The following is a 19,396-nucleotide window of genomic DNA, read 5'->3' on the forward strand; positions in this document are numbered from 1 at the left end:
GAGGCGGTTGGCCGAGGACCCAGCTGTCCGCCTGCAATCGGTTGCCCTCCACCTACACCTGACCCGAGGCATTGTCTTCACTGGCCTCTGCCAACCGCTCCCTTCTGTTTTAGGCATTAGGCGACCATAAAAGATGGCCAAAACGGGATTAGGAGCTGGCTCCTAATCTAACGAAGCGCTTCTTCTGTGAGGATTGCATCGTCAGGGAATATACCCGACGCTCTTACTTGCCGCTCAGCCGCATCTGGCGTAGTCGAAAAGTATATGACAACAAGGTCTTTTAGGGCCCGCGTACAGCACACATAGAAAAGTCTACGAGTCCTGTCGACAGACGTTTCCTTTCCATCTCGCATGTTCTCCAAGTCGCGCTTCGACAATTCTTTCACGCCGAAATACTTGTCGTAAGAGAACTGAACATGAGTACCCTCATCGTCGTCTAGGACGACGAGCACACGCTCAAATTCGGCCCCCTTAATGCCTTGCTGCGTGGAAAATGGGGATTGCTGCTGAATGTAGCGGCGAAATCCTCGAAACTGCTCAGCAGGGCACATGAGGAACGCTTCCATCGCAGAAATTTCACGCGAATCTTCTTCGTCGTCACCATTTTCTTCCTCAACCTGATCAGGAGGCACCTCTTCGAGGTAGGTCAGGATGCGTGGATCGAGGGTGACTAGTTGCTGATCACGCAGCAGGACGAGCACATCACGATTGCTAGCTCCATTCCCCTCGGTCATCAACTCGACAAGACGGTGGGTTGCTGCCCTCAAGCGGCCAAGCAGTTCTGAGACGTTCTTCCCGAGTAGGGTTTCTTTGGCAAGGCACGGACAATGCTTACGCAGAAGCGCCATGGCCTCGAATTCGTGGCCCGCTTCAGTCACCTCAATCATCGGCAGGACGAACGTCTCAAAAGGCCGAAGCGGCCAGGCGCTGGCGTCCAGAAAGCCTTCGCTAAACTTGCTCGGAGCCCTGTCATTCATTGACGCGTACAATTCACCAAACCCAAGACGTATCGCTGCCATCCGATGCACGATGACGAGGAGTTTTACCTCTGCCTCGGGTCCTTCCCGCCAAGCAGGATCATCATTTGACTGAGCAACGAATTCGCGGACAGCTGTCATAAACTCATTGCGGCGGCCGTCCGCTGGCAGGATAAAGATGCGCGCAGTGCCTTCAACAGGTAGACGCTCTCCATCAACCTCTTCGGTCCTGCCCCCGGTTTGGACCAGATCGTCGCCACTACGGCGGATCGCATTTGCGACTGCAAGGACGGTCGTTGGACAGCGAAAGTTTTCTTCCTTCTCTATTGAGGTCCAATTGTCTTCCGAATTAATGCGACCGACCCCCGTAGGAAAAATCCGCTGCATCGGGTCACCGAAGAACCCGAGACTGAAGTTTGCACCCGCCTGAAATGCAACAGCCTTAAGCGCCTCGACAACGACGTCCTGTGTGTCTTGCCCCTCATCGACGAATACAAAGGGGAACTGTTGTGCCAGCAACGTCCGGAACAGTGGTCGCTCACGCAGGAAATCAGTCGCCATTCGAATTATATCGTCGTGCCCCAGCACACCCCTTGGATAATTGGGCCCTGTGCCGTATGTAAAGCTGCTAACGCTCTGGACGACTGCTTTCGACTCCTCATAGCGGGCGACATCCCGGCGGTTCTTGTCTCGAGTTCGCTGGTGGACCCGAGGGCCGAAAGCCGCTGCCGTTGTTTCGAGCTCAACAATCCTCTCATCAATCCTGCGGCCAACCCATACACGGATATCATTCTGAAATGACCGTGTGATCATCCAAAGGAAACTATGGATAGTTGAAACATGAACGAGCGGGTTGCTTCCAACGTCCGCCCAGATTTCTCCCGCAGCAATCTCGGTATAGGTAATGCAGGCGACTCGTTGGCGGTTGAGCTTCAGTGCCGCGCCATGGGCTGAAATAATTGTCGCGAGCCCCTTCACAAGTGATGTGGTCTTACCGGAGCCTGCCCCGGCGATCATAGTGAAGCTACACTTCACGGGTGCTATCAGACAGTTCCGTAGTTGAATGTCCGCAGGCGTATCAGGTTTGTTGGCGCGGCTACTACTCATTCAATTCCGCCCTCAGTCTCAAGTACAGCCTCGGCAATAGCTTCCGCCTCTTGCTCCACTTCCAGATTGACCTGCTCTCTAAGCCAAACCAGCCCCTGCTTGATGTAAAGCGGAACAGTCCATGCACCCTTGTCGCAGGCGAGCACCTGTAGCGCGAACTTCGTCTTGTCAAAGCTCTTACTGGTCACCCGCTTATGTAGACCACCCGCAAGCGCTAATGGATTTGCGGGGACAGTCTTGAGCTTCAGCCCGACAGGGCGCTGTTCAGCGGTTTGGCACCACTCGGCATTCTCAAGACCGAAGGCCTCCTCGAGTGTTCGACCACATAAGGTGGATGTTGAGGCTGCCCACGTCACATCCGTAGCCACTTGGTATGCGACACGAACCTTTGATGGCTCCGAACCGGCCAAATTCTCCACTTTCGCAAGAGCGTCCGCAGCAAGGAGATCTTCAATGGCCCGCATACGTGGGAGCCACTGAATAAGGGTCTGGTTTGAAGTCACCGCTCCGGCCACTCCCGGCAAACATGTCTTGCCGTAACGTTTGACAGGCGGTGCCTCGGGCTCATCGCTCGGGATCTCAAACTCTACTTCTTCATCCTCATCTTCAACATCGGGGCTTGGGGCGGCAGCATCTGTGACGCTGTCGATATCAGTGATAATGAGTGTGGTGATGCCAAGAAACTCTATCAGCTCCTTGAAGCGGTGGCCGAATGCCCCCCCGACTTCGAGGATGCAAAGTGCAGTTGACCGAAGTGAGCTCGCTTCCTTTTCAATCATCAGCGGCATCAGCAGCCGTTCGACGTTTCCCTCGACGAGGATGACCGCATCCGCGAAGAACAAATCGCAATGCGTAAGCTTCAGGTAGCGCTGGAGAAAGTCTCGATCTTTCGGAGCGTCACCAGCTTGAAAACTCGATAGGTTGAGAACCTGCGTGCTCTGCTCGCCACCTACAACATGGCGCCGGAAGTAACGGATTGGACCAAAGCCCCGCTCATAGATGACATGAGGGGAGTGGGTTGTGACAACGACCTGGCTCATGAATGCGCCGCCTGTTTCCCCAGCGATTTCTAACAAGCTTAGGACGTTACGAACGAACACCTGCTGAAGCTGGGCGTGGAGATGCGCCTCCGGTTCTTCGATGAAAATCAGATGGAGCGGCGGGCGGCCGTCTTCATCGACCCACTTGGCCTGAAGGTCAAGGATCTCTACAACCATGTAAATCAGATTCTTGAAGCCGAGACCGTTATAGCTGTCAGGCAGGCGAACCGCGCCTTCACCGTCGCCCAGAACATAGTGGATGCGAGCATCCTGGCTCATTACGGTCGCGGGGTTCAGCGCCGATTTTATCTCCAACCGAGGGTTGTTGAGGCCGGGGTAGCCAAGCTGTGCGATACGATTCAGGGTCGGTTCGAAAACATCCATTAGATGCTTGTTCAACCCTACTTCGGAGTCAAATAGAGCCTTGAGCGCGCTATGGTCATCATCTCGTTGCTCAAGGTTACGCTGGTAGAAGCGGCTCAGACGCCGGGAAAGGTCTTCAGACCTGCCACCGCCTCCTTGAGTATTGGAGGATGGATCCGTGAGGTGTCGCTGTGCGTTGAGGCAGTCAACCCTAACTAATGATTTTAGAATGGCTCCTCCGCTCAACTCACCGGCGAGAGGGGCAGGTTCATATTCATCGAGAGCGACAAGCTCCTCATTAAACTGCGCTCGATCCAATACGAAGTAGTGCAGATCGAACTCACTCTGGAGTTCTTTCTCAAGATAATCCGTTAAGGATCTTGGCCATGGAACGTAGTTACCCCCCCCTCCAGGCAATGCGGCGACTCGCTGAAGAGCCTCCTGTTTTTTTGCACGGTAACGTTGGAGCAACTCGACTGCGCTTCGTGGTGCAAACTCGACCCGCAGACCAACCTGGCTACCGGCCCAGTCGCTGCTAGGGAGTATTGGAATAACGAGATGGAGGTCTGCTTCGTCAACGTGGAACCATAGATCCAACGCAATTACAGGAATACTTGCATCTGCGTCGTGAGCTGGATCCGCCTCTCCAAGCTCGTTGAGTTCTTTCCAGGTATGGGAGCTAAAGTCGAAAAGCGAAAAGCGATTCTTTGCCCCGGTCAAGAACATCACAATCGCTTCTGTCGCCGAGGTCTTACCGCTGTTGTTGGCACCAACGAAAATTGAGATATCCGAGGCAAGCTCAACTCGAGCGTCTCGCAGGCGTCGATAATTTTTCAGTCGATACGAATGCAGATGCATGTAAACCAGTCCTCCTATGACAACACGCTGCAAGAGTGAGCATCCCCGCATCATTCTTGAGCCAGACACTCCGTATGTTCGTCGTCACGCTATCGGAAGGCCATTATGGTGTCTACCTCCGATCTTGGCCGGTTCCAACCTATCAGGGGTATGCAATTCAAAAAAATCTCAACCACACATAACTGCAATGACATCACCACCAATAAGGTTCTCCCTATGTCATTGCACTGCCCCCGCTGTCACTCACCCAAAGTCGCGTCCTTCCATCACGCCATGAAAATCGGCGCAACCATCGGCACCGTGGGCGGTGCTGTGCGTGGCGTCAGCGCTGCACTGGCTGGCGGCCAAGCAGGTGCGTTGATTGGCGCTTTCGCTGGCCCTGTTGGTATCACCCTCGGTTCGGTATCGGGGGCCATCCTCGGTGGCCTGGCCGGCGGGGTTGGTGGTTGTGCGCTCGGCGCGCAGCTGGGCGACACGCTCGACCGTCACGTCCTGGCCCACAACCTCTGCCTGCTCTGCGGCCACCGCTTCAACCTACCGGCCTGACCTGGCCGCTCCATCTCTTTCTATCCATATCGTCCGGACGGTGCTGCGCTTTGCGCGGCGCTTTATGCCGGCCTGCTCCCAAAGGAATCTCAACCATGGCTCATCTCGTTGAAACAATGGCCTACGCTGGCAATGCTCCCTGGCATGGCCTGGGCAATCAGCTCACTCAGAAACAACCCATCGAAGTCTGGCAACGCGAAGCCGGCATGGACTGGCAGATCCAGGAAAGCCCGGTACATTTTAAATCGGACAGCATCGGCCCGCTGGGCGCTATCCACTCGTTTCCCGAGCAAAAGGTGCTGTTCCGTTCGGACACTAAGGCACCGCTGTCGGTGGTCTCCAACCGTTACCACACGGTGCAGCCTCGGGAAGTCTTAGAGTTTTACCGTGATCTGACCGAAGTCTCTGGCTACGAGCTGGAAACCGCTGGAGTGCTCAAAGGTGGGCGGAAGTTCTGGGCGCTGGCGCGTACCGGTCAAGGGGCTGCGCTAAAGGGTAATGATCAGGTCAACGGCTACCTGCTGTTGGCCACTTCCTGCGATGGCACCTTGGCGACTACCGCAACGCCCACCACCGTGCGAGTGGTCTGCAACAACACCCTGACAATTGCCTTGGACGGTACTACCCGCGCCATAAAGGTGCCGCACAACACCCGCTTTGATCCCAAGGCAGTAAAAAATCAGCTCGGTATCGCCGTCTCGCAATGGGACGACTTCATGTACCGCATGCGTGCGCTGGCTGAACGCAAGGTGCAGTGGCATGAGTCGCTGGGCTTCTTTATGAACGTGCTGTGCGATACCTCGCCAACCGGTGCACTGCCGGAGGTGCTGCCCAATGAGCGTGCTCTGCGTAAGGTTCAAGAACTGTACGAAGGTCGTGGAAGGGGCAGTCAACTGGCCTCGGCCAATGGCACCGCCTGGGGCTTACTCAATGCTGTGACCGAGTACGTTGACCACGAACGCCGTGCGCGCAGTAACGAGTACCGCATGGACTCGGCTTGGTTCGGCCAGGGGGCGCAGATTAAACAGCGTGCCCTGAACACCGCCCTACAACTGGTCGCCTGACCTCTCTCACTTCCTTTAACCCTATTACGCCCGGTCAGCCTTGTGCTGGTCGGGCGTTTTTATGTCCGCAAGGTGAACGCTATGAAAGCTAGTCCGTTGAGCAGCACCAGCAAACTTCGCCCGGCGTTACGCCTAATAAGCACCAAGGAATTACCCCGTGAAGACTGGCTGGCGGTACGTAAGCAAGGCATCGGTAGCTCGGATGCTGGCGCTGCAGTGGGCCTAAATCCCTACAAGTCGCAGCTGGAGTTGTGGATGGAGAAAACCGGGCGTGACACCACGTTACCGAAGGCCGATCCGCACGATGAAGAAAGCCCGATGTACTGGGGCAATGTGCTGGAGCCCATCGTGGCGTGGCATTACAGCAAACGCACCACGAATAAGGTTCGGCGCATCAACGCAGTGCTGCAACATCCGGATCCTGAGCTGCCCTGGATGCTGGCCAACATCGATCGTGAGGTGATCGGTGCTGAAGGCGTGCAGATTCTCGAATGCAAGACAGCCGGCATAAATGGGGCACGCCTCTGGAAAGAGGGCGTACCTGAATATGTTCAGTTGCAGGTGATGCACCAGCTCGCTGTCACCGGCAAACAGGCGGCAGATGTGGCTGTATTGCTGGGCGGGCAGACGCTGGAGATTCATCGTATCGAGCGGGACGAACAGATGATTGCTCGCCTAATCGAGTTGGAGCGCAAGTTCTGGCAGTACGTGGAAACCGATACGCCTCCGCCTGCCGATGGTTCTGCTTCGGCTGAACTAGCGCTGCGTTGTTTGTATCCGCAAGACAACGGCCAGACCATCGACTTCAGTGGTCGTGCTGGTTTGGCAGCGGCCTACCTGGAGCTCAAGGTGGTACGTCAGTCAATCAGTGAGAAGGAAACCCGCGAAGCTCAACTCAAACAGATGTTGCAGCAGGCAATGGGCGACGCCACCCGTGCAGAGTTCAGTCACGGCTTCATTAGCTGGAAGAAATCCAAGGACAGCACCGCACTCGATACGGAGCGCATGCTCAAGGACAAACCCTACTTGCAGGTTCGCTACACCAAGCTCAAGGAAGGCAGTCGCCGTTTCCTGATCAACTGACATCCACCCCCTTCAACCATACCTCCCTCTTGGCCAGTCCATGCAGTTCGCGCTGCGTGGCTGGCCTTTTTTCATTTCCAGGAGAACCTACATGCTCAAAGGTCTGGCAATAACCCCTCCGGTACTCGGGCGGATTTCAATCGGTAAGGTCGTCGAGAGAAACGGCAAACGTCTGCCGGAGAAAGATGATCAATTCACCATCACTTCCCAGGTGCAGGGCCGGGATGGCTGGCTGCTGCACCCACTCAATGACGAGCTGCGTAAAGGTCAGGAAAACAAGCTGCGCAGTATCCCGGTGCGTCTGTTGTTCAACGAGCCAGAGCTGAACTTCCGCGCCGACTACACACTGTTTGATCGACAGTCCGGACGACCGTTGTGCGTGGGCAATGGCGAGACCTGCAAACGCGCTACATCCGAAGGAATGCAATCACTGCCTTGCCCCTCACCAGATGCCTGCTCGCTGGCAAAAGGCGGTGCCTGCAAACCCTATGGCCGATTGAACGTGCTGATTGGTGATGACGATCCGTTGGGCAGCTTTGTATTCCGCACCACCGGTTTCAACAGCATCCGCACCCTGGCTGCTCGACTGCATTACTTCCAGGCCATCTCGGGCAACCGTCTGGCCTGCCTACCGCTGGAGCTGCGTCTACGTGGCAAGTCGACTCGGCAGAGCCATGGCACACCGATCTTTTATGTCGACATCACCGTGCGTGGCGGTATGAGTATGGAAGAGGCATTGCTCGCGGCCAAACAACTGGATGAAGCGAGGCTATCGGCAGGCTTCGATCAGGCGGCGCTAGACAATGCAGCTCGGCAGGGACTCAGCAACGGGGCTTTCGAGGACAGCGAGGAAGACAGCGGAGCCATCGCCGAAGAGTTCTTTCCCACAGAAGGGGAGCCAGCTCAACCCCAAACCAGCGCTAACCAGGCAGCGACGAGAAAACCCTCGCTAGCCCTAAAGCTGGAGACCCTGACTTCCGACGCACAGGCTTCTTGAACGCCTAGACCAGGAGGCAATCGCCTGGCCCACATTGAGGAAATAACCATGGTGTTAGTTCGCTTTCTGATTGCGCTGGTCGCCTTCATCGGCGTACTGGCGAGTTCAGCAGCAGTGGTTCTGGCTGTAATCCTGTTGCTGCGATTTCCGCCGCTCTTGGTCACAGCAGGAATTGCCTGCCTGTTCTTTTATGGAGTACTCAAACGCTTCCCAAGGATTGGGTAAGCGTTTGAGCATAGAGGGAGGCTCATAGCCTCCCTCTATGCTTCGATTCCTTTTTTTTGTTGCTCGAGTCCGTTTTCCGCTTATGTTCTGGTTGAGTTCAGCAGGTCTTGCCCTGCATCTTTTCGCCACAACTCAAGGAACACATCCCGCCTCGATACAACGCTCAGCAGCCTCACGTGACTGCCCCTGAAACCGGGAATCTCCTGACTGGCTTTCGGCGTAAATTGCCCATTCAAGAAATCTGACGGTTTTTTTTGACCATTTGCCCTGTCGTATTATCCATCCGGAACTGCGTGATTGTTCCATCAATTATTCGGTTGATCACGTCCCTTGCCACCTCTAACGAGACAGCAAACCACTCACGCGGGCGATAGTAATTCCCGTCCCTCCCGACTAAATTCACGTTGAGTCGTTGGACTGCCAAGAAGCCGTGAACCAGCGCCTCGAACCGCTGCGGATTCATGTTGTAACACTCAAACTCAGTAACCTTCTGCACCGGACTTTCCAAGAAAGCGATATCACGCTCTGCATTGCGAATCCGCTCATCCACCGTCAGCTCGGTGTAGCCGATTTTGTAGAGATGTGGAAACTGAGCCAGAGCGGGGTTGTTGCTCAGCGACTTGACGATATAGACCACCCCAGTTCGGCGGTCACGATGAGTCAGGCGAATGTCTTGAAACGCCTCGGCCAAAGCGTCATCTCGGTCACGCAGGATGCGCCGACCTGTTTCATCCATGTAGAGCGCGCGACCAAGTGAGCGACGCAACATGTTCGACTCAGTGCCGTTCTCGAAGATCAACCGTAGCCTTGCATCTTTATGCTCACCGCGTCCGTGCTCATCGCCAACCTCATCCACAAAGCACATGACACCGTTGAGAATGAAGGCGTCGCCCACCGTAATCTGCCAGTTCTCAGCGAAGCGCACAGACTCCGCCTTACCACTTCTAAGGTCAGCGTGCAGATTTTTGAAAGTCGGCTCAAACTGCCAGAAGTCCTCGCACTTACTGCGCTGAGCAACTTCATCCGGCACATCTCTTTCAGCTGGAACATGCCTGATATCAAGAATGCTCATGTCGCCGACATCGAGCAACCCCAAGTCATCTCCAGCCAAAATATCGTCGATGCTCATCACGTCTTCGACGTTCACAGAAGTAGAAGGTGGTGGTGGGGCAGGTATCACGGCCTGCGCCAGATTGAGCTTCGTAAAGACGTTGTGCCGATCAAGCGCAGCCAGTGCAACGTGATTGCCCCCCTCCAAAATAGCCTTCAGCCGCTTTGCCATTTGTCGCTCAGACAGGCTTTCGCCGTGTTCAGACGGCAGGCGAGCGTACTGGTCAAGGAACTGATTGAGTTCTTCAAACCGAGAAGACATCAGATCATTCTTGCCGGGCGCAGCAGCGCGTGGCTTCACGTTGAGCAGGCCAAACTCATCTGACGCGTCGAAGATTTCATTCAACGAGTTGAGTTCGCGGCACTTCTTGCCACCTAGGTTCATTCCATTGCCCCCTATCACGCTGTTTGCTGTTGCTGAAGCTTCTCGCGTTTACGCTTCTTGATGTACTCTAATCCCTCGGCATAGCGCACCTCAATTGGGTCATTTGAGGTCAGGGAGGGCTCTCGCCCTTTTTCTTGGCGGAATGCCACAATGCGCGGCCAGAGGATCACCGCCTCCTCATCGGTCATGTTGATCCGGCCTGCCGCAACCACACCCTGAATTGTCTTCAGCATTGCAGGGGTCACGGATTTCGACAGAATCTCGTACGCACCGTGGAACGGGTTGACCTGATCAATCAAGTCAATGGTCAAGTGCTCGATGTTTATGAACTTATCGCCCATCTTCACAAATTGCCGACTGCCTTCCGGAGCATTAGGCGGCTGAGGGGGAGCTGTGGGCTGCGTGATGTAGTGTCCACCAGACTCTTCTAGCGGATAGCAAGTGCCACCAGCAGTGTTACCGCCCTCAATGATTACCGCACCCGGAGGGAGGTCTGCCTCATCAAACAGCCCACCAGAGGTGCTGATCAATACTTTGGTCAGGACACCTTCACGTACCTGTTCGACTTCCTCAGGAGTCAAGTCGGGGTATTTCGTCTCGATGATCTTAGGCAACTCGCTCTCATTGATGACCTCAGGCTGAACACCACCACCGACCAATGACTTTCCCACTTCGGGCTTCTGGATCAGTGTGGCAATGATGTCGTCACTGTCGCCATTCAAAATCTTGATGACCTTTTCGGAGACAGGGGCCGTTACGTCATTGATGATAATTGTGCCTGGCTCAACCCTCTCGCCTTCTTTCATCTGCGAGCGAGGTTTAAACGTCACGGTCGGGGCCAACACCTGCTCCATCAGCAGCGACAAAGTGATCGCCTTGAGCATGTTGTTTACCGACACTTTCACGTCCTCATCCTCAGCATCCGGCTGAGCAATCAGGTTAGTGAACTGAGCGTGGGCTTTACCCTCAGAGTCGCGGGTGGCACGCCCGATGATCTGCACGACTTCCGTCATCGAGCTTCGATAGCCGATGGTCAGGACATGCTCGCACCAGGGCCAGTCGAAACCTTCCTTCGCCATGCCAAGGGCAATCACAGCATCTAGATCATCCGCCTTCGTGATGTTGCGCAGGTATTCGACAACTAATGAGCGTGTCGGGCCGTCATCGACCAGGTTAGCCACTTTCATCAGCGAACCGTCGAGGCGCTTAACGGTGAAAATACCGGTGCTCGGATCTTGCTGAAGCACTGTCCCCATCACGTCGAGTATGTGATCGACCGCTTCATGCTTGCCCACTGCGGCCTCACCGCTGTTGACGTTCGGAATATGGATGATGGTCTTTTGGCGACTATCCAGCACATCCTTCAGCGCATCAATATAGCGCCCTTGGTAGAAATGGTAGCCAATGCCCAGCGATTTCAGGTGGCGGTAACCGTTGAGCTGTTCGTAATAGGTGTACGTCACCTTGTCGAACTGTGCCTCATCGTCCGGTAGCAAAATCGGCACCGTGTCGCCACGGAAGTAGGAACCAGTCATCGCCACGATATGCGCACTGGATTGCTTCATCAGTGAGTCAATCAGCGCCCCCAGGCGGTTATCTCCATCGACGGAGACGTGGTGGAATTCATCAATCGCCACCAGTGTGTTGTTAAAGTCAGCAGGTATCAGCTTCTCAAATGCGAAGCGCAGGGTCGCATGGGTGCATACCAATACCTGCTCATCAGGTGCCTGCATAAAGCGGCGGAACGACTCAACTTTCGAGCCTTCACCACCCGGCAAACACAGATTGTTCGACGGCAGCACCGACCAATCAGCAAAGAAACCGTACTCGGTCAGCGCGGTGTCTCGAAAGGAGGCACCGATGGACATCTCAGGCACCGCGACGATGACCTTGCGCAGCCCTTGGTTCACCAGCTTGTCAAGTCCCAGAAACATCAGAGCTCGGGACTTGCCGCTAGCTGGAGGGGCCTTTAACAGCAGGTACTGACTGGTGCGTGAAGCAAAGGCCCGTGCCTGCATTTCGCGCATCCCCATCTCGTTAAGGTTTGCGCTCTTGCCCGTTTGGGCGTACTCCACTTTCAGCAAATCAACCATGCTCTTGGGTCCTTTCCAGTTACTAGGCGGCAGTCTTGGATGCGCGGGGCTTACGGGTTTTCTTGGTCGCAGCTTGAGCAGCCAGCAGCTGACGCTCCTGCTCAATCAGCATCTCATAACGGGCAAACAGGTGATCTAGACGTTCAGATGTGTCACGAAACGGTCGAGATCGATATAGCCGTTCAACTGCCGCATCCAGCGCCTTGTGGGCAAATGTGAGGCTATCTGGCATGCAGCTAAGGTCGTACAGGTCAGCCAGCGACTTTTCCGGATAGCGCTCTCTAACCATCAGAACCTCCTCAGCTAGAGCTTCGATCTGCGCTCGCTGAGCCTCTGAGGCCTCGGGCCATGGGAACGTGTTGTAGACCAATGAGGCTGAATAGCGGTAATCGCTTTTCATACGCCCAGCCACAACACGTATCCAGTCATTGTGCATGATTGAAGTAAGCACACCGAACTCGTAGAGAGTCGCATTAGGAATAATCTGTAAGTCGTTGTTAGCGATAACAGAGCTATCTACATAGCCAATGGGAACGTACATTCGGTTCTCTGAGGACGTTCTTGGGATGGCCAGATAGCTACCTTCTCGAGGCTGGCGAATTTCCGTGAACAAATGAGGGGTATTGGCCTTTTTCTTCGTCTGATCCTTCGGACTGAGCAGTCGAGTAGCTTTCACACGCTCAACACGCTTCATTACACCGGGCATACAGTTCAATTCATCTGCAGAGCAATTAGCCAGCCACAAACAATATCGAGTAATGCCAGAAAGAAGATCGTCTGCGCCACGATAGGGCTTGATCCATTTAGCAGAAGCCGGTTCAGAGGCAATAAGCTGCTCGCGCTCAGCAGCATCTAAGATAAGGTGCCCACCATCTGCGGCAATACTTCCGTTGGCAAAAGGAGTGACTTGGGCGATTGGTTTTCGCCGCCCATAAGCGACAGTGTTGCTTCCTTCCAGTAGATATGGGCTGACATTAGAAATAATTTGAGCGTGCCATTCATTCCCAATGCTTTTAAAAAGCACTCGACTAGATGGATTGGCAGACAACCCAACAATTACGACATGGACGGCTGCGTTCTTCTTGGCACTATTTTTCCACTTGAATGGTTGGTATGCGAAGCTGATGTGCAGGCCGAGATTAAGGATACTTGGCCAGAGCATTGCTACCTGCTCGCCTTGGCAGATTGAGTTAGTGGATACCAAGGCCAATTCAGACCGGGTGCCATCGATGTACTGTGCCCCCTTCCAAAACCAGCAAGCCACTAGGTCAAGATCCTTGTAGCTGTCAAACCCCTGAAAGACCAGGGCCATATCGTCGCCCTGTTCTTGCGACCGATCCTTACCAGATGCAACGAATGGTGGATTCCCGATCATGTACATCTCATCATCGGTCGTAATCGGGCAAACATCATTCCAATCTAAGCGCAGGCTGTTTCCATGAACAATATTGCCGCTCGCCTTCAACGGCAGCAACGGCTCCGCGTAACCAAAGGCCACCTTGAACTCAGTGTTCATCTGATGCTCAACCAGCCATAGCGACAGTAAAGCAATCTCATGAGCAAAGTCGTCGATCTCGATGCCGTAGAATTGCGACAGCTTGATACCTGTCATGAACATCACACGCTGCTTGCTGACTTCGTTCAGCGCACGGAACACCTCCATCTCGAAGCGGCGCAGCTCTTTGTAGGCGATGATCAGGAAGTTACCTGAGCCACAGGCCGGGTCGAACACCTTGATGCAGGCAACCCGCTCCAATAGGTCTTTCAGCTTCTTCTCGCTACCCCGCGAACGCTCCAGCTCAGCGTATAACTTGTCTATAAATAGCGGCTTGATCACCTTCATGATGTTACTCACGGAGGTGTAGTGTTGCCCCATGGTGCTGCGCTGCTCCTCGTCGATAACGGCTTGGAACATCGAACCAAAGATATCCGGATTGATCTGTGACCAATCCAGCGTTCCGCACTCCAGCAGCAGGCGGCGCGCCCTAGCCCCGAACTCGGGGATTACTATCTGCTGCGCGAACAGGCCGCCATTCACATACGGAAAAGCTATCAGATGTGCCGGCATGGAGAGACGCAGGCTGCCATCCTCCGGCTCACTGAGCACTGCAAACAGCTTGCCTAGGAACTCAGCTACGTCTCCACCATCCTCACGGGTGGTAGATTTGATCGCACCACTGAATTGATGTCTGGCGAAAATTTCGGTGTCTTCAGCAAAGAAACAAAAAAGTAGACGCGTGAGGAACACGTTGAGGCCATGCACTTCGTCAGCAGTCGTGATCTGATTGCGCTCACGAATTAAGTCGAACAGTCGCCCCATCTTCTCTGCCGCTTTTACGTCCGCCACACTTTCGCTGTGGGTGTAACTCTTCTCAAGGCCAGCCAGCGGCAAGAAAAAGCTGTACAGCTGATGCAGTTCGGTGAGTGGCGTTTCCATGCGCTCATCCGCCTTGAGGTCATAGGCCACCAGCTCTTTGTAGTCGGTGACAATGACGAAGCGGATCTTCTGTGTCTTGATGATATCGCTGGCCTTGAGACGATCAGCGGCTTCATGGACGCTCTCACCAGCCTGAGCAGGATGGAAATAGAGTTGGCCTTTTAGCCCAACATCACCGCCGATCTTGGCCACATTACGGACACCGCCGTTCCTGATCTGGGTAATCGTGCTCTTAGCGAAGCCGTAGGCATCCAGAAAACCATAAATGAACTCAGCCTGTACGTCTGCTTGCTGGGTCAGTGATTCCAGCGTGTCATAAAGCTGAGTTTGATTGATTGACATGAAGTACTTCCCTTAATCAGCTGGCGACTTGCTGCTCTACTTACGTTGAGCTTCGATTATCTGCTTGCGCGCTTCTACTGCGGCTCTCCATGTTTCAAGCCGCTCAATATCGCCCTTAAGCTCATCTGGGTGTGGTGTTGGGAGCTGCGCAGGTGCTGCAGCATCGTGCTCGAACTTGGAGCTCTTGGTCATTCCAGCATCGATCTCTGCGTAATCATCGTCCTCAACGACCACATAACGCAGGTTTTGAGTGGAAACACCTTCATTGAACCGCTGTATCACACTCTGAAACAGCACTTCTTCGACGGCACGCTCCCACGCAAGCCTTAGGTGGTAATAAGCATCTCGCGTCAGTCGTTTGTAATCGTCTTCTTCTCCAGCTTTGTATGCTCTCTCCACGCTGACATGCAGCTGACGAAGAGCACCGATTCGAGCCTTCGTCTTGAGCTTGTCGAAGGGAATACGATCTGTCTGAACACCAAAGCCTGCTCCCGTGCGGCGGATGCACTGTGTACTCAACTCTGCATCAGCCTCTTCAGCCTTCTGTTGAAGGATGCACAGGAAATAGATGTCATGAGTGAATACAATCACCTGCCGTTTTTTGGCCTCAGCAGCAAGGCGTGCGGCGACCTCCCAGCGCCTGCGGTGGTCAAGTGATGAAACAGGGTCGTCAAATACAACTCCACCCAACCCTTTCCCCAGTTGCATCTCTGCCAGGAACGCTGCAATGGCAATAGCTCTCTGTTCGCCTTCACTGAGGACAGCCGCTGGAGGGCTGCCGCCTGGCAATTGCAGGGCAAGCTTGAACTGTGTCTTGCCACCAGGCGATACCGGTTTCATCACTACTTGCAACTCATGAACGTTTAAGCTGCGAAGCTCGGCATTGAGTGCATCCGCGACCTCCTGCGTAGCCGTTGTCTTTGAAAGCTCAGTGGCCTTACGGGAGATACCTGCGGGAGAGATTGACTCGATACAAGCCTGGAGCTTTGATGAGTGCTCATGCTTGGCAATGGCATCCAAGACTGCAATTTTGAAGTCAATCAGTCGCGTTCTAGCGTCTAACTCGGCTTGCTCAACAACCATGGCAGCTTTAGCTTTTTCGTCCATCGCTGCTTCGAGCGCCTTAGCATCGCTCTCTAGCCTGGTCGTAAGCTCCAACAAAACCCTGCAAGGTTCGACCGGCATCGGTTGGATACGACTCCACTCATACTTGCTAACACAGGCAGCTAAAGCTTGTGCATGTCGATCCAGTAAGACGCACTGTATCTCGGAACAGTTGACGGCTGCCTCCGGGCTAGCATCGTTCAGCTCCTGCTTGAGCGCCGCATCAATCTGGATATTTGGCTTGGCGACTTCGAAGGCACGAAGAGCATCCATTGCAGCCTTACGGGCATCTTTCCAAGCCCGTTCGGCTGCCTGCGCAATAAAAGCATCAAAGCTAGCAAGCCGATCAACCCCTTCTTGCCCCAATGGGTTCTGGCATAACGGACACGGGGAGTCATCTGGCAAGTGAGGGTACTGGTGCCCCGCATGTGACTGAGTAGCGAATGCTCTAGCGGCATCAAGGAGTGCCTTCCACTCATCCCCACCAGTACCTGGCAGTAATCCCGGAGTTTCCTTGAATACCCCAGCCGCAAGCTCGGCAGCCCTCCGAGCAGTACTTGAAGTTTCGACAAGCCTCTTGAGCTCTAGAATTTTTGCATCGCTGACTGAGTCAACTGCAGCTGTAATTTGGACGGAGAGATCCGTTAGCCGTTGAGCTCTCAGCTGAAGTACCTGTGCCTTTTGCTTTGGGTCGGCTTCAGCCAGCACTTTGTTGAGGGTAATAAGACGGTCTGCTTCAAGCACGCTAAGCGTCGCCAAGGCTTCGACCTCAGGGGCTTTAGTCGCACCTGGAATTGCTTTGAGCGCCCGCCCCACCGCTGTACTGGTCTGAGCTAAGGTTGAAAAAATAGCAATATTGGGAGTGTTGAGCCGTTTCTCAGTAGTGGCTTTATCTTTGATAGCACTGCATACAGCAACTAAGCCACCCAGGATGTCGAGCCCATAAGGGACATAAGCGAAGTCCCCTTGGTTGTCGATGTAGGCCCGAGCACAGAGGCTGTCAAATATAGCGATTTCCGAGAGTTGCTCAGGGGACTCCTTTCCATTTACCCAGTGAAGCTCAATCGGCTGACCATCTACTGTGGCTTCAAAGACCGCTTGAGCTGGCCCAACTTTACCGGGCTCCTTTCGTGCATCAGGAAGAATTAGCTCACGCTGGTCACGTGCGCGACAAGCTTGCTTAAGTACTCGTGAGTAGCCAGATTTACCAGCCCCGTTTTCTCCATAAATGACCGTCAAACCATTAGGGCTGATCGGCAGGCGCATGCCTTCAGCCAAGGCATTGACGTTCACAAAATCTTTAATCGCTGTCAGCTGAACCAAACGATTCTTGAGCGGAGCCGCTACGAACTGCCCTGCAGCTAGCGGCTTTGACTGACGTCCGCTGGGGTCGACAATCCCATGTTCCGCCTTGGCTAGTGCATAAAGGTCCTCAAGATCGGCGTCTGCCATCGTGCGATTAACATAAAGTCTTGAGACTGCATCCTGCTGCCAAGGCGCAAGACTCTTCTGAGACCATAAAAATATCTCTTGCAGGATCGACACGCGAACCTCCTTGTTATGTCGGTAGAGACAATTGAGCTGTACTTCGGCTCACTGGTGATTGTATTGCAATGATCTCATAGCGCGGCCTGATGTCCCTCAAAGAGGTGTTTATACCTAAACGTCGAGATCTCCCTCGCTGAGCAGATCGTTGAAGAAAGCGGTACCGGACTCAGAAAGAACGAGGTTTCCCTTGCCATTCCGGTAGGCGATTGCGCGAGCCTCCAGCTTCTTGATGTGCTCCATCAGCACACCGCTTTTCATCCCACACGCCATCAGCACCTCGATCTTATCCTCCCCCTTACCAATCTCCTCGATATGAATGTTTGACAGCCCTGCTGAATCATTCAGTAGTACGTCCATTGTGAAGCCCAGCTCCAATGTTCCCCGAAACAGAACCAGTAGCAGACCTTGGATGTTGCGTGCCAGGTCATCTTTGACATCAGTGCCATCACTGGTCCGGATGAAGGCGAAGCCATCACGCATGACCAGCTCATACCCAATCAGATCGTAGAGATTGCGGTAGTGATCGAAATTATTCAGCACTTCCTCGAAGTACGGATTCGATTTCAAGACCCCATCAACCGATGCGGTGCGGTTGATCATCTTCCCGTACATGAGCTGACCATAGAGCTCTACTGACAGCTTTCGATTCATCACTTTGGCCTGCACAACTGGCATAGAAGCTTCGTGCTCAAGCATGTTCAGTCTCCACTTGCAGCTTGTAGTACCTAAGGCTCTCGCAGTCAGTTGCGAGGTTGCCGATTTGGTAGCGCGGGATGAGGAAAATTCCTTCTCGCTTGCGCAGCCAGCCCACCGACATTAGGAGATCGGTCAACTCGTACCCTTTAAGGCGGTCTTTCAAGTGTTCATGCATAGCGACGTGGGCGTCATCGATAAGCCGTGGCTCCCATTCCTCGACCAGACTACCTATGGCCAATAAGCGAGCATCACGCCGACGTTTGAGCTCACCCGACTCATTGGTCTGCCCGCTGAGCTGGTGGATCTTCCCGCTACTGATCTTGATGTTGGGCAGTGTTGTGCGTAGATGCTCTGCCAACGCCAAGCGCTGGTTAGCGTCTTGCCACTCAACTTTTGCTTCGAACACTCGCATTTTCAGCCCGGAATAGGTGTTCAGGCGGGCAAATACAGGATGTGTGCTGGGCAGAATATTGTCTTTCAAGCTTCCATCATGCAGCTCGCGCACGCCCCCGTAGAGACGATTCCAAGCCTGCTCAATCTTGTCATAGGCTCGACGGTGCGCCTCACTCTGCTGGACATAGCGCATTAACGAGCCACTGATGATCGAAATGTCGTGCCGGTATGAGCGAATCGACTCGACGGAGTAATAAACCGAGCTGGCCAGCTTGTCGTGCCCATAGTGGGCCAGCTGGTCGCCGATACAGGTCAGTGCAGTGAGGGCAGGCTTAGTCCCCTTTAGGTCAGTGTGTTCGCCCAGGAACTGCAAGGCTGGCAGGATGTTGCGCAGGTAGATGCTGTTGATCTCGCCTAGGGCTTCCTGAGCCTTCGCCACCTCATCGATGACGTCATAACGCATCTGATCGACGATCTCACCGAGCCGCTGGAGCCGGCTCTGTAGCGCATCCACGCACTCCTTCATCTTGGCGGTTGCAGCGCGTATCTCCTTACGCAGCACACTCACCTGCTCCTGAAACCCAATGTCTTCGCGATTCAGAGACGGCAGAGTGATAAAAACCTCGTAGAGCCGGTTGAACGATGCCCGGATCAACTCGTAATCGGCACTGTTCAAATGACGCAGACGCGCCCCATCGAAGTGCCGGAACATCTCGATCACGAAGGGGGCGAAAACCATCACCCCACGAGCGCTGTCTACCTGAATGACCAGGCCGACACGCTCAAGGTTTTCAATGCAAAGAGCGCTTTCCAGTTTGCGCCGCTCGGCCGGCACCTCGCGCACAACTCGCGTGCTCGGTAGCGGTGCTACAGAATCCAACAGGGCGCGTAAACTCTGCTGGTACATGACAATGCGGACTTCCTCACCCTCACCGACTTTGTCCATGTGATCAATCAGATCAAGGAAAACCCCCTTGTTCTGGATCATGCTGATCAGTGCAATATCCGTTTTGACGACCATCAGATCC

General features: G+C 54.2%; 13 protein-coding genes. 5 read left to right on the forward strand and 8 right to left on the reverse strand.

The window, feature by feature from the left end; translation table 11 throughout:
* Positions 1–167: 167 nt before the first annotated feature.
* Together D8779_RS15050 and D8779_RS15055 are read right to left on the reverse strand one after the other, a co-directional pair.
* The gene (locus tag D8779_RS15050) at positions 168–2,084 is read right to left on the reverse strand and encodes a UvrD-helicase domain-containing protein (RefSeq protein ID WP_136665308.1); all 1,917 of its coding nucleotides are present in this window, start codon (positions 2,082–2,084) and stop codon (positions 168–170) included.
* Positions 2,081–4,345, reverse strand: coding sequence for an ATP-dependent nuclease (locus D8779_RS15055; protein ID WP_136665309.1), 2,265 nt, complete (start codon positions 4,343–4,345; stop codon positions 2,081–2,083). The genes D8779_RS15050 and D8779_RS15055 overlap by 4 nt, the downstream gene beginning before the upstream one ends.
* 216 nt (positions 4,346–4,561) lie before the next feature.
* Here D8779_RS15055 and D8779_RS15060 point away from each other — a divergent pair, with 216 nt between their 5' ends.
* The 5 genes from D8779_RS15060 to D8779_RS20560 all read left to right on the forward strand — a co-directional run bounded on the left by D8779_RS15060 (position 4,562) and on the right by D8779_RS20560 (position 8,260).
* A complete protein-coding gene (locus D8779_RS15060) occupies positions 4,562–4,891 on the forward strand; it encodes a hypothetical protein (RefSeq protein ID WP_136665310.1) in 330 nt (109 codons plus the stop codon).
* A 95-nt stretch (positions 4,892–4,986) separates the two neighbouring features.
* The gene (locus tag D8779_RS15065; RefSeq protein ID WP_136665311.1) at positions 4,987–5,955 is read left to right on the forward strand and encodes a DUF932 domain-containing protein; all 969 of its coding nucleotides are present in this window, start codon (positions 4,987–4,989) and stop codon (positions 5,953–5,955) included.
* Between the two features lie 81 nt (positions 5,956–6,036).
* Positions 6,037–7,038: a YqaJ viral recombinase family nuclease gene (locus tag D8779_RS15070; RefSeq protein ID WP_136665312.1), complete on the forward strand. Its 1,002-nt coding sequence runs from the start codon at positions 6,037–6,039 to the stop codon at positions 7,036–7,038.
* 91 nt (positions 7,039–7,129) lie between these two features.
* Positions 7,130–8,035, forward strand: a complete 906-nt coding sequence (locus D8779_RS15075) for a recombination directionality factor (RefSeq protein ID WP_136665313.1) — start codon at positions 7,130–7,132, stop codon at positions 8,033–8,035.
* A gap of 48 nt (positions 8,036–8,083) precedes the next feature.
* Positions 8,084–8,260: a hypothetical protein gene (locus tag D8779_RS20560; RefSeq protein WP_167492586.1), complete on the forward strand. Its 177-nt coding sequence runs from the start codon at positions 8,084–8,086 to the stop codon at positions 8,258–8,260.
* Between the two features lie 232 nt (positions 8,261–8,492).
* Here the strand turns inward: D8779_RS20560 and D8779_RS15080 are convergent, their stop codons facing one another.
* The 6 genes from D8779_RS15080 to D8779_RS15105 form a co-directional block, all read right to left on the reverse strand.
* Positions 8,493–9,755, reverse strand: coding sequence for a GIY-YIG nuclease family protein (locus D8779_RS15080; protein ID WP_136665314.1), 1,263 nt, complete (start codon positions 9,753–9,755; stop codon positions 8,493–8,495).
* 14 nt (positions 9,756–9,769) lie between these two features.
* Positions 9,770–11,848: a DEAD/DEAH box helicase gene (locus D8779_RS15085; protein WP_136665315.1), complete on the reverse strand. Its 2,079-nt coding sequence runs from the start codon at positions 11,846–11,848 to the stop codon at positions 9,770–9,772.
* Positions 11,849–11,870: 22 nt separating this feature from the next.
* Complete coding sequence (locus D8779_RS15090) at positions 11,871–14,627, reverse strand: class I SAM-dependent DNA methyltransferase (protein ID WP_136665316.1); 2,757 nt, start codon at positions 14,625–14,627, stop codon at positions 11,871–11,873.
* 36 nt (positions 14,628–14,663) lie between these two features.
* Entirely contained in the window at positions 14,664–17,276 is a 2,613-nt protein-coding gene (locus D8779_RS15095; RefSeq protein WP_136665317.1) for an AAA family ATPase, read from the reverse strand.
* A 114-nt stretch (positions 17,277–17,390) separates the two neighbouring features.
* On the reverse strand, positions 17,391–17,975 hold the full coding sequence (locus D8779_RS15100; protein ID WP_136665318.1) for a condensin complex protein MksE: 585 nt from the start codon (positions 17,973–17,975) through the stop codon (positions 17,391–17,393).
* Entirely contained in the window at positions 17,968–19,389 is a 1,422-nt protein-coding gene (locus D8779_RS15105) for a hypothetical protein (protein WP_136665319.1), read from the reverse strand. The genes D8779_RS15100 and D8779_RS15105 overlap by 8 nt, the downstream gene beginning before the upstream one ends.
* Between the last annotated feature and the right edge of the window lie 7 nt (positions 19,390–19,396).

Origin of the sequence: Pseudomonas leptonychotis (genome assembly GCF_004920405.1) — a bacterium.
Classification (GTDB): Bacteria; Pseudomonadota; Gammaproteobacteria; order Pseudomonadales; family Pseudomonadaceae; genus Aquipseudomonas; species Aquipseudomonas leptonychotis.

What these genes read in the sequence shown, in the direction of transcription:
- D8779_RS15065 (WP_136665311.1), top strand. Translation starts at nt 4,987, where the DNA reads ATGGCTCATCTCGTTGAAACAATGGCCTACGCTGGCAATGCTCCCTGG.
- D8779_RS15055 (WP_136665309.1), bottom strand. Translation starts at nt 4,345, where the DNA reads ATGCATCTGCATTCGTATCGACTGAAAAATTATCGACGCCTGCGAGAC.
- D8779_RS15075 (WP_136665313.1), top strand. Translation starts at nt 7,130, where the DNA reads ATGCTCAAAGGTCTGGCAATAACCCCTCCGGTACTCGGGCGGATTTCA.
- D8779_RS20560 (WP_167492586.1), top strand. Translation starts at nt 8,084, where the DNA reads ATGGTGTTAGTTCGCTTTCTGATTGCGCTGGTCGCCTTCATCGGCGTA.
- D8779_RS15050 (WP_136665308.1), bottom strand. Translation starts at nt 2,084, where the DNA reads ATGAGTAGTAGCCGCGCCAACAAACCTGATACGCCTGCGGACATTCAA.
- D8779_RS15105 (WP_136665319.1), bottom strand. Translation starts at nt 19,389, where the DNA reads ATGGTCGTCAAAACGGATATTGCACTGATCAGCATGATCCAGAACAAG.
- D8779_RS15070 (WP_136665312.1), top strand. Translation starts at nt 6,037, where the DNA reads ATGAAAGCTAGTCCGTTGAGCAGCACCAGCAAACTTCGCCCGGCGTTA.
- D8779_RS15085 (WP_136665315.1), bottom strand. Translation starts at nt 11,848, where the DNA reads ATGGTTGATTTGCTGAAAGTGGAGTACGCCCAAACGGGCAAGAGCGCA.
- D8779_RS15090 (WP_136665316.1), bottom strand. Translation starts at nt 14,627, where the DNA reads ATGTCAATCAATCAAACTCAGCTTTATGACACGCTGGAATCACTGACC.
- D8779_RS15060 (WP_136665310.1), top strand. Translation starts at nt 4,562, where the DNA reads ATGTCATTGCACTGCCCCCGCTGTCACTCACCCAAAGTCGCGTCCTTC.
- D8779_RS15100 (WP_136665318.1), bottom strand. Translation starts at nt 17,975, where the DNA reads ATGCTTGAGCACGAAGCTTCTATGCCAGTTGTGCAGGCCAAAGTGATG.
- D8779_RS15080 (WP_136665314.1), bottom strand. Translation starts at nt 9,755, where the DNA reads ATGAACCTAGGTGGCAAGAAGTGCCGCGAACTCAACTCGTTGAATGAA.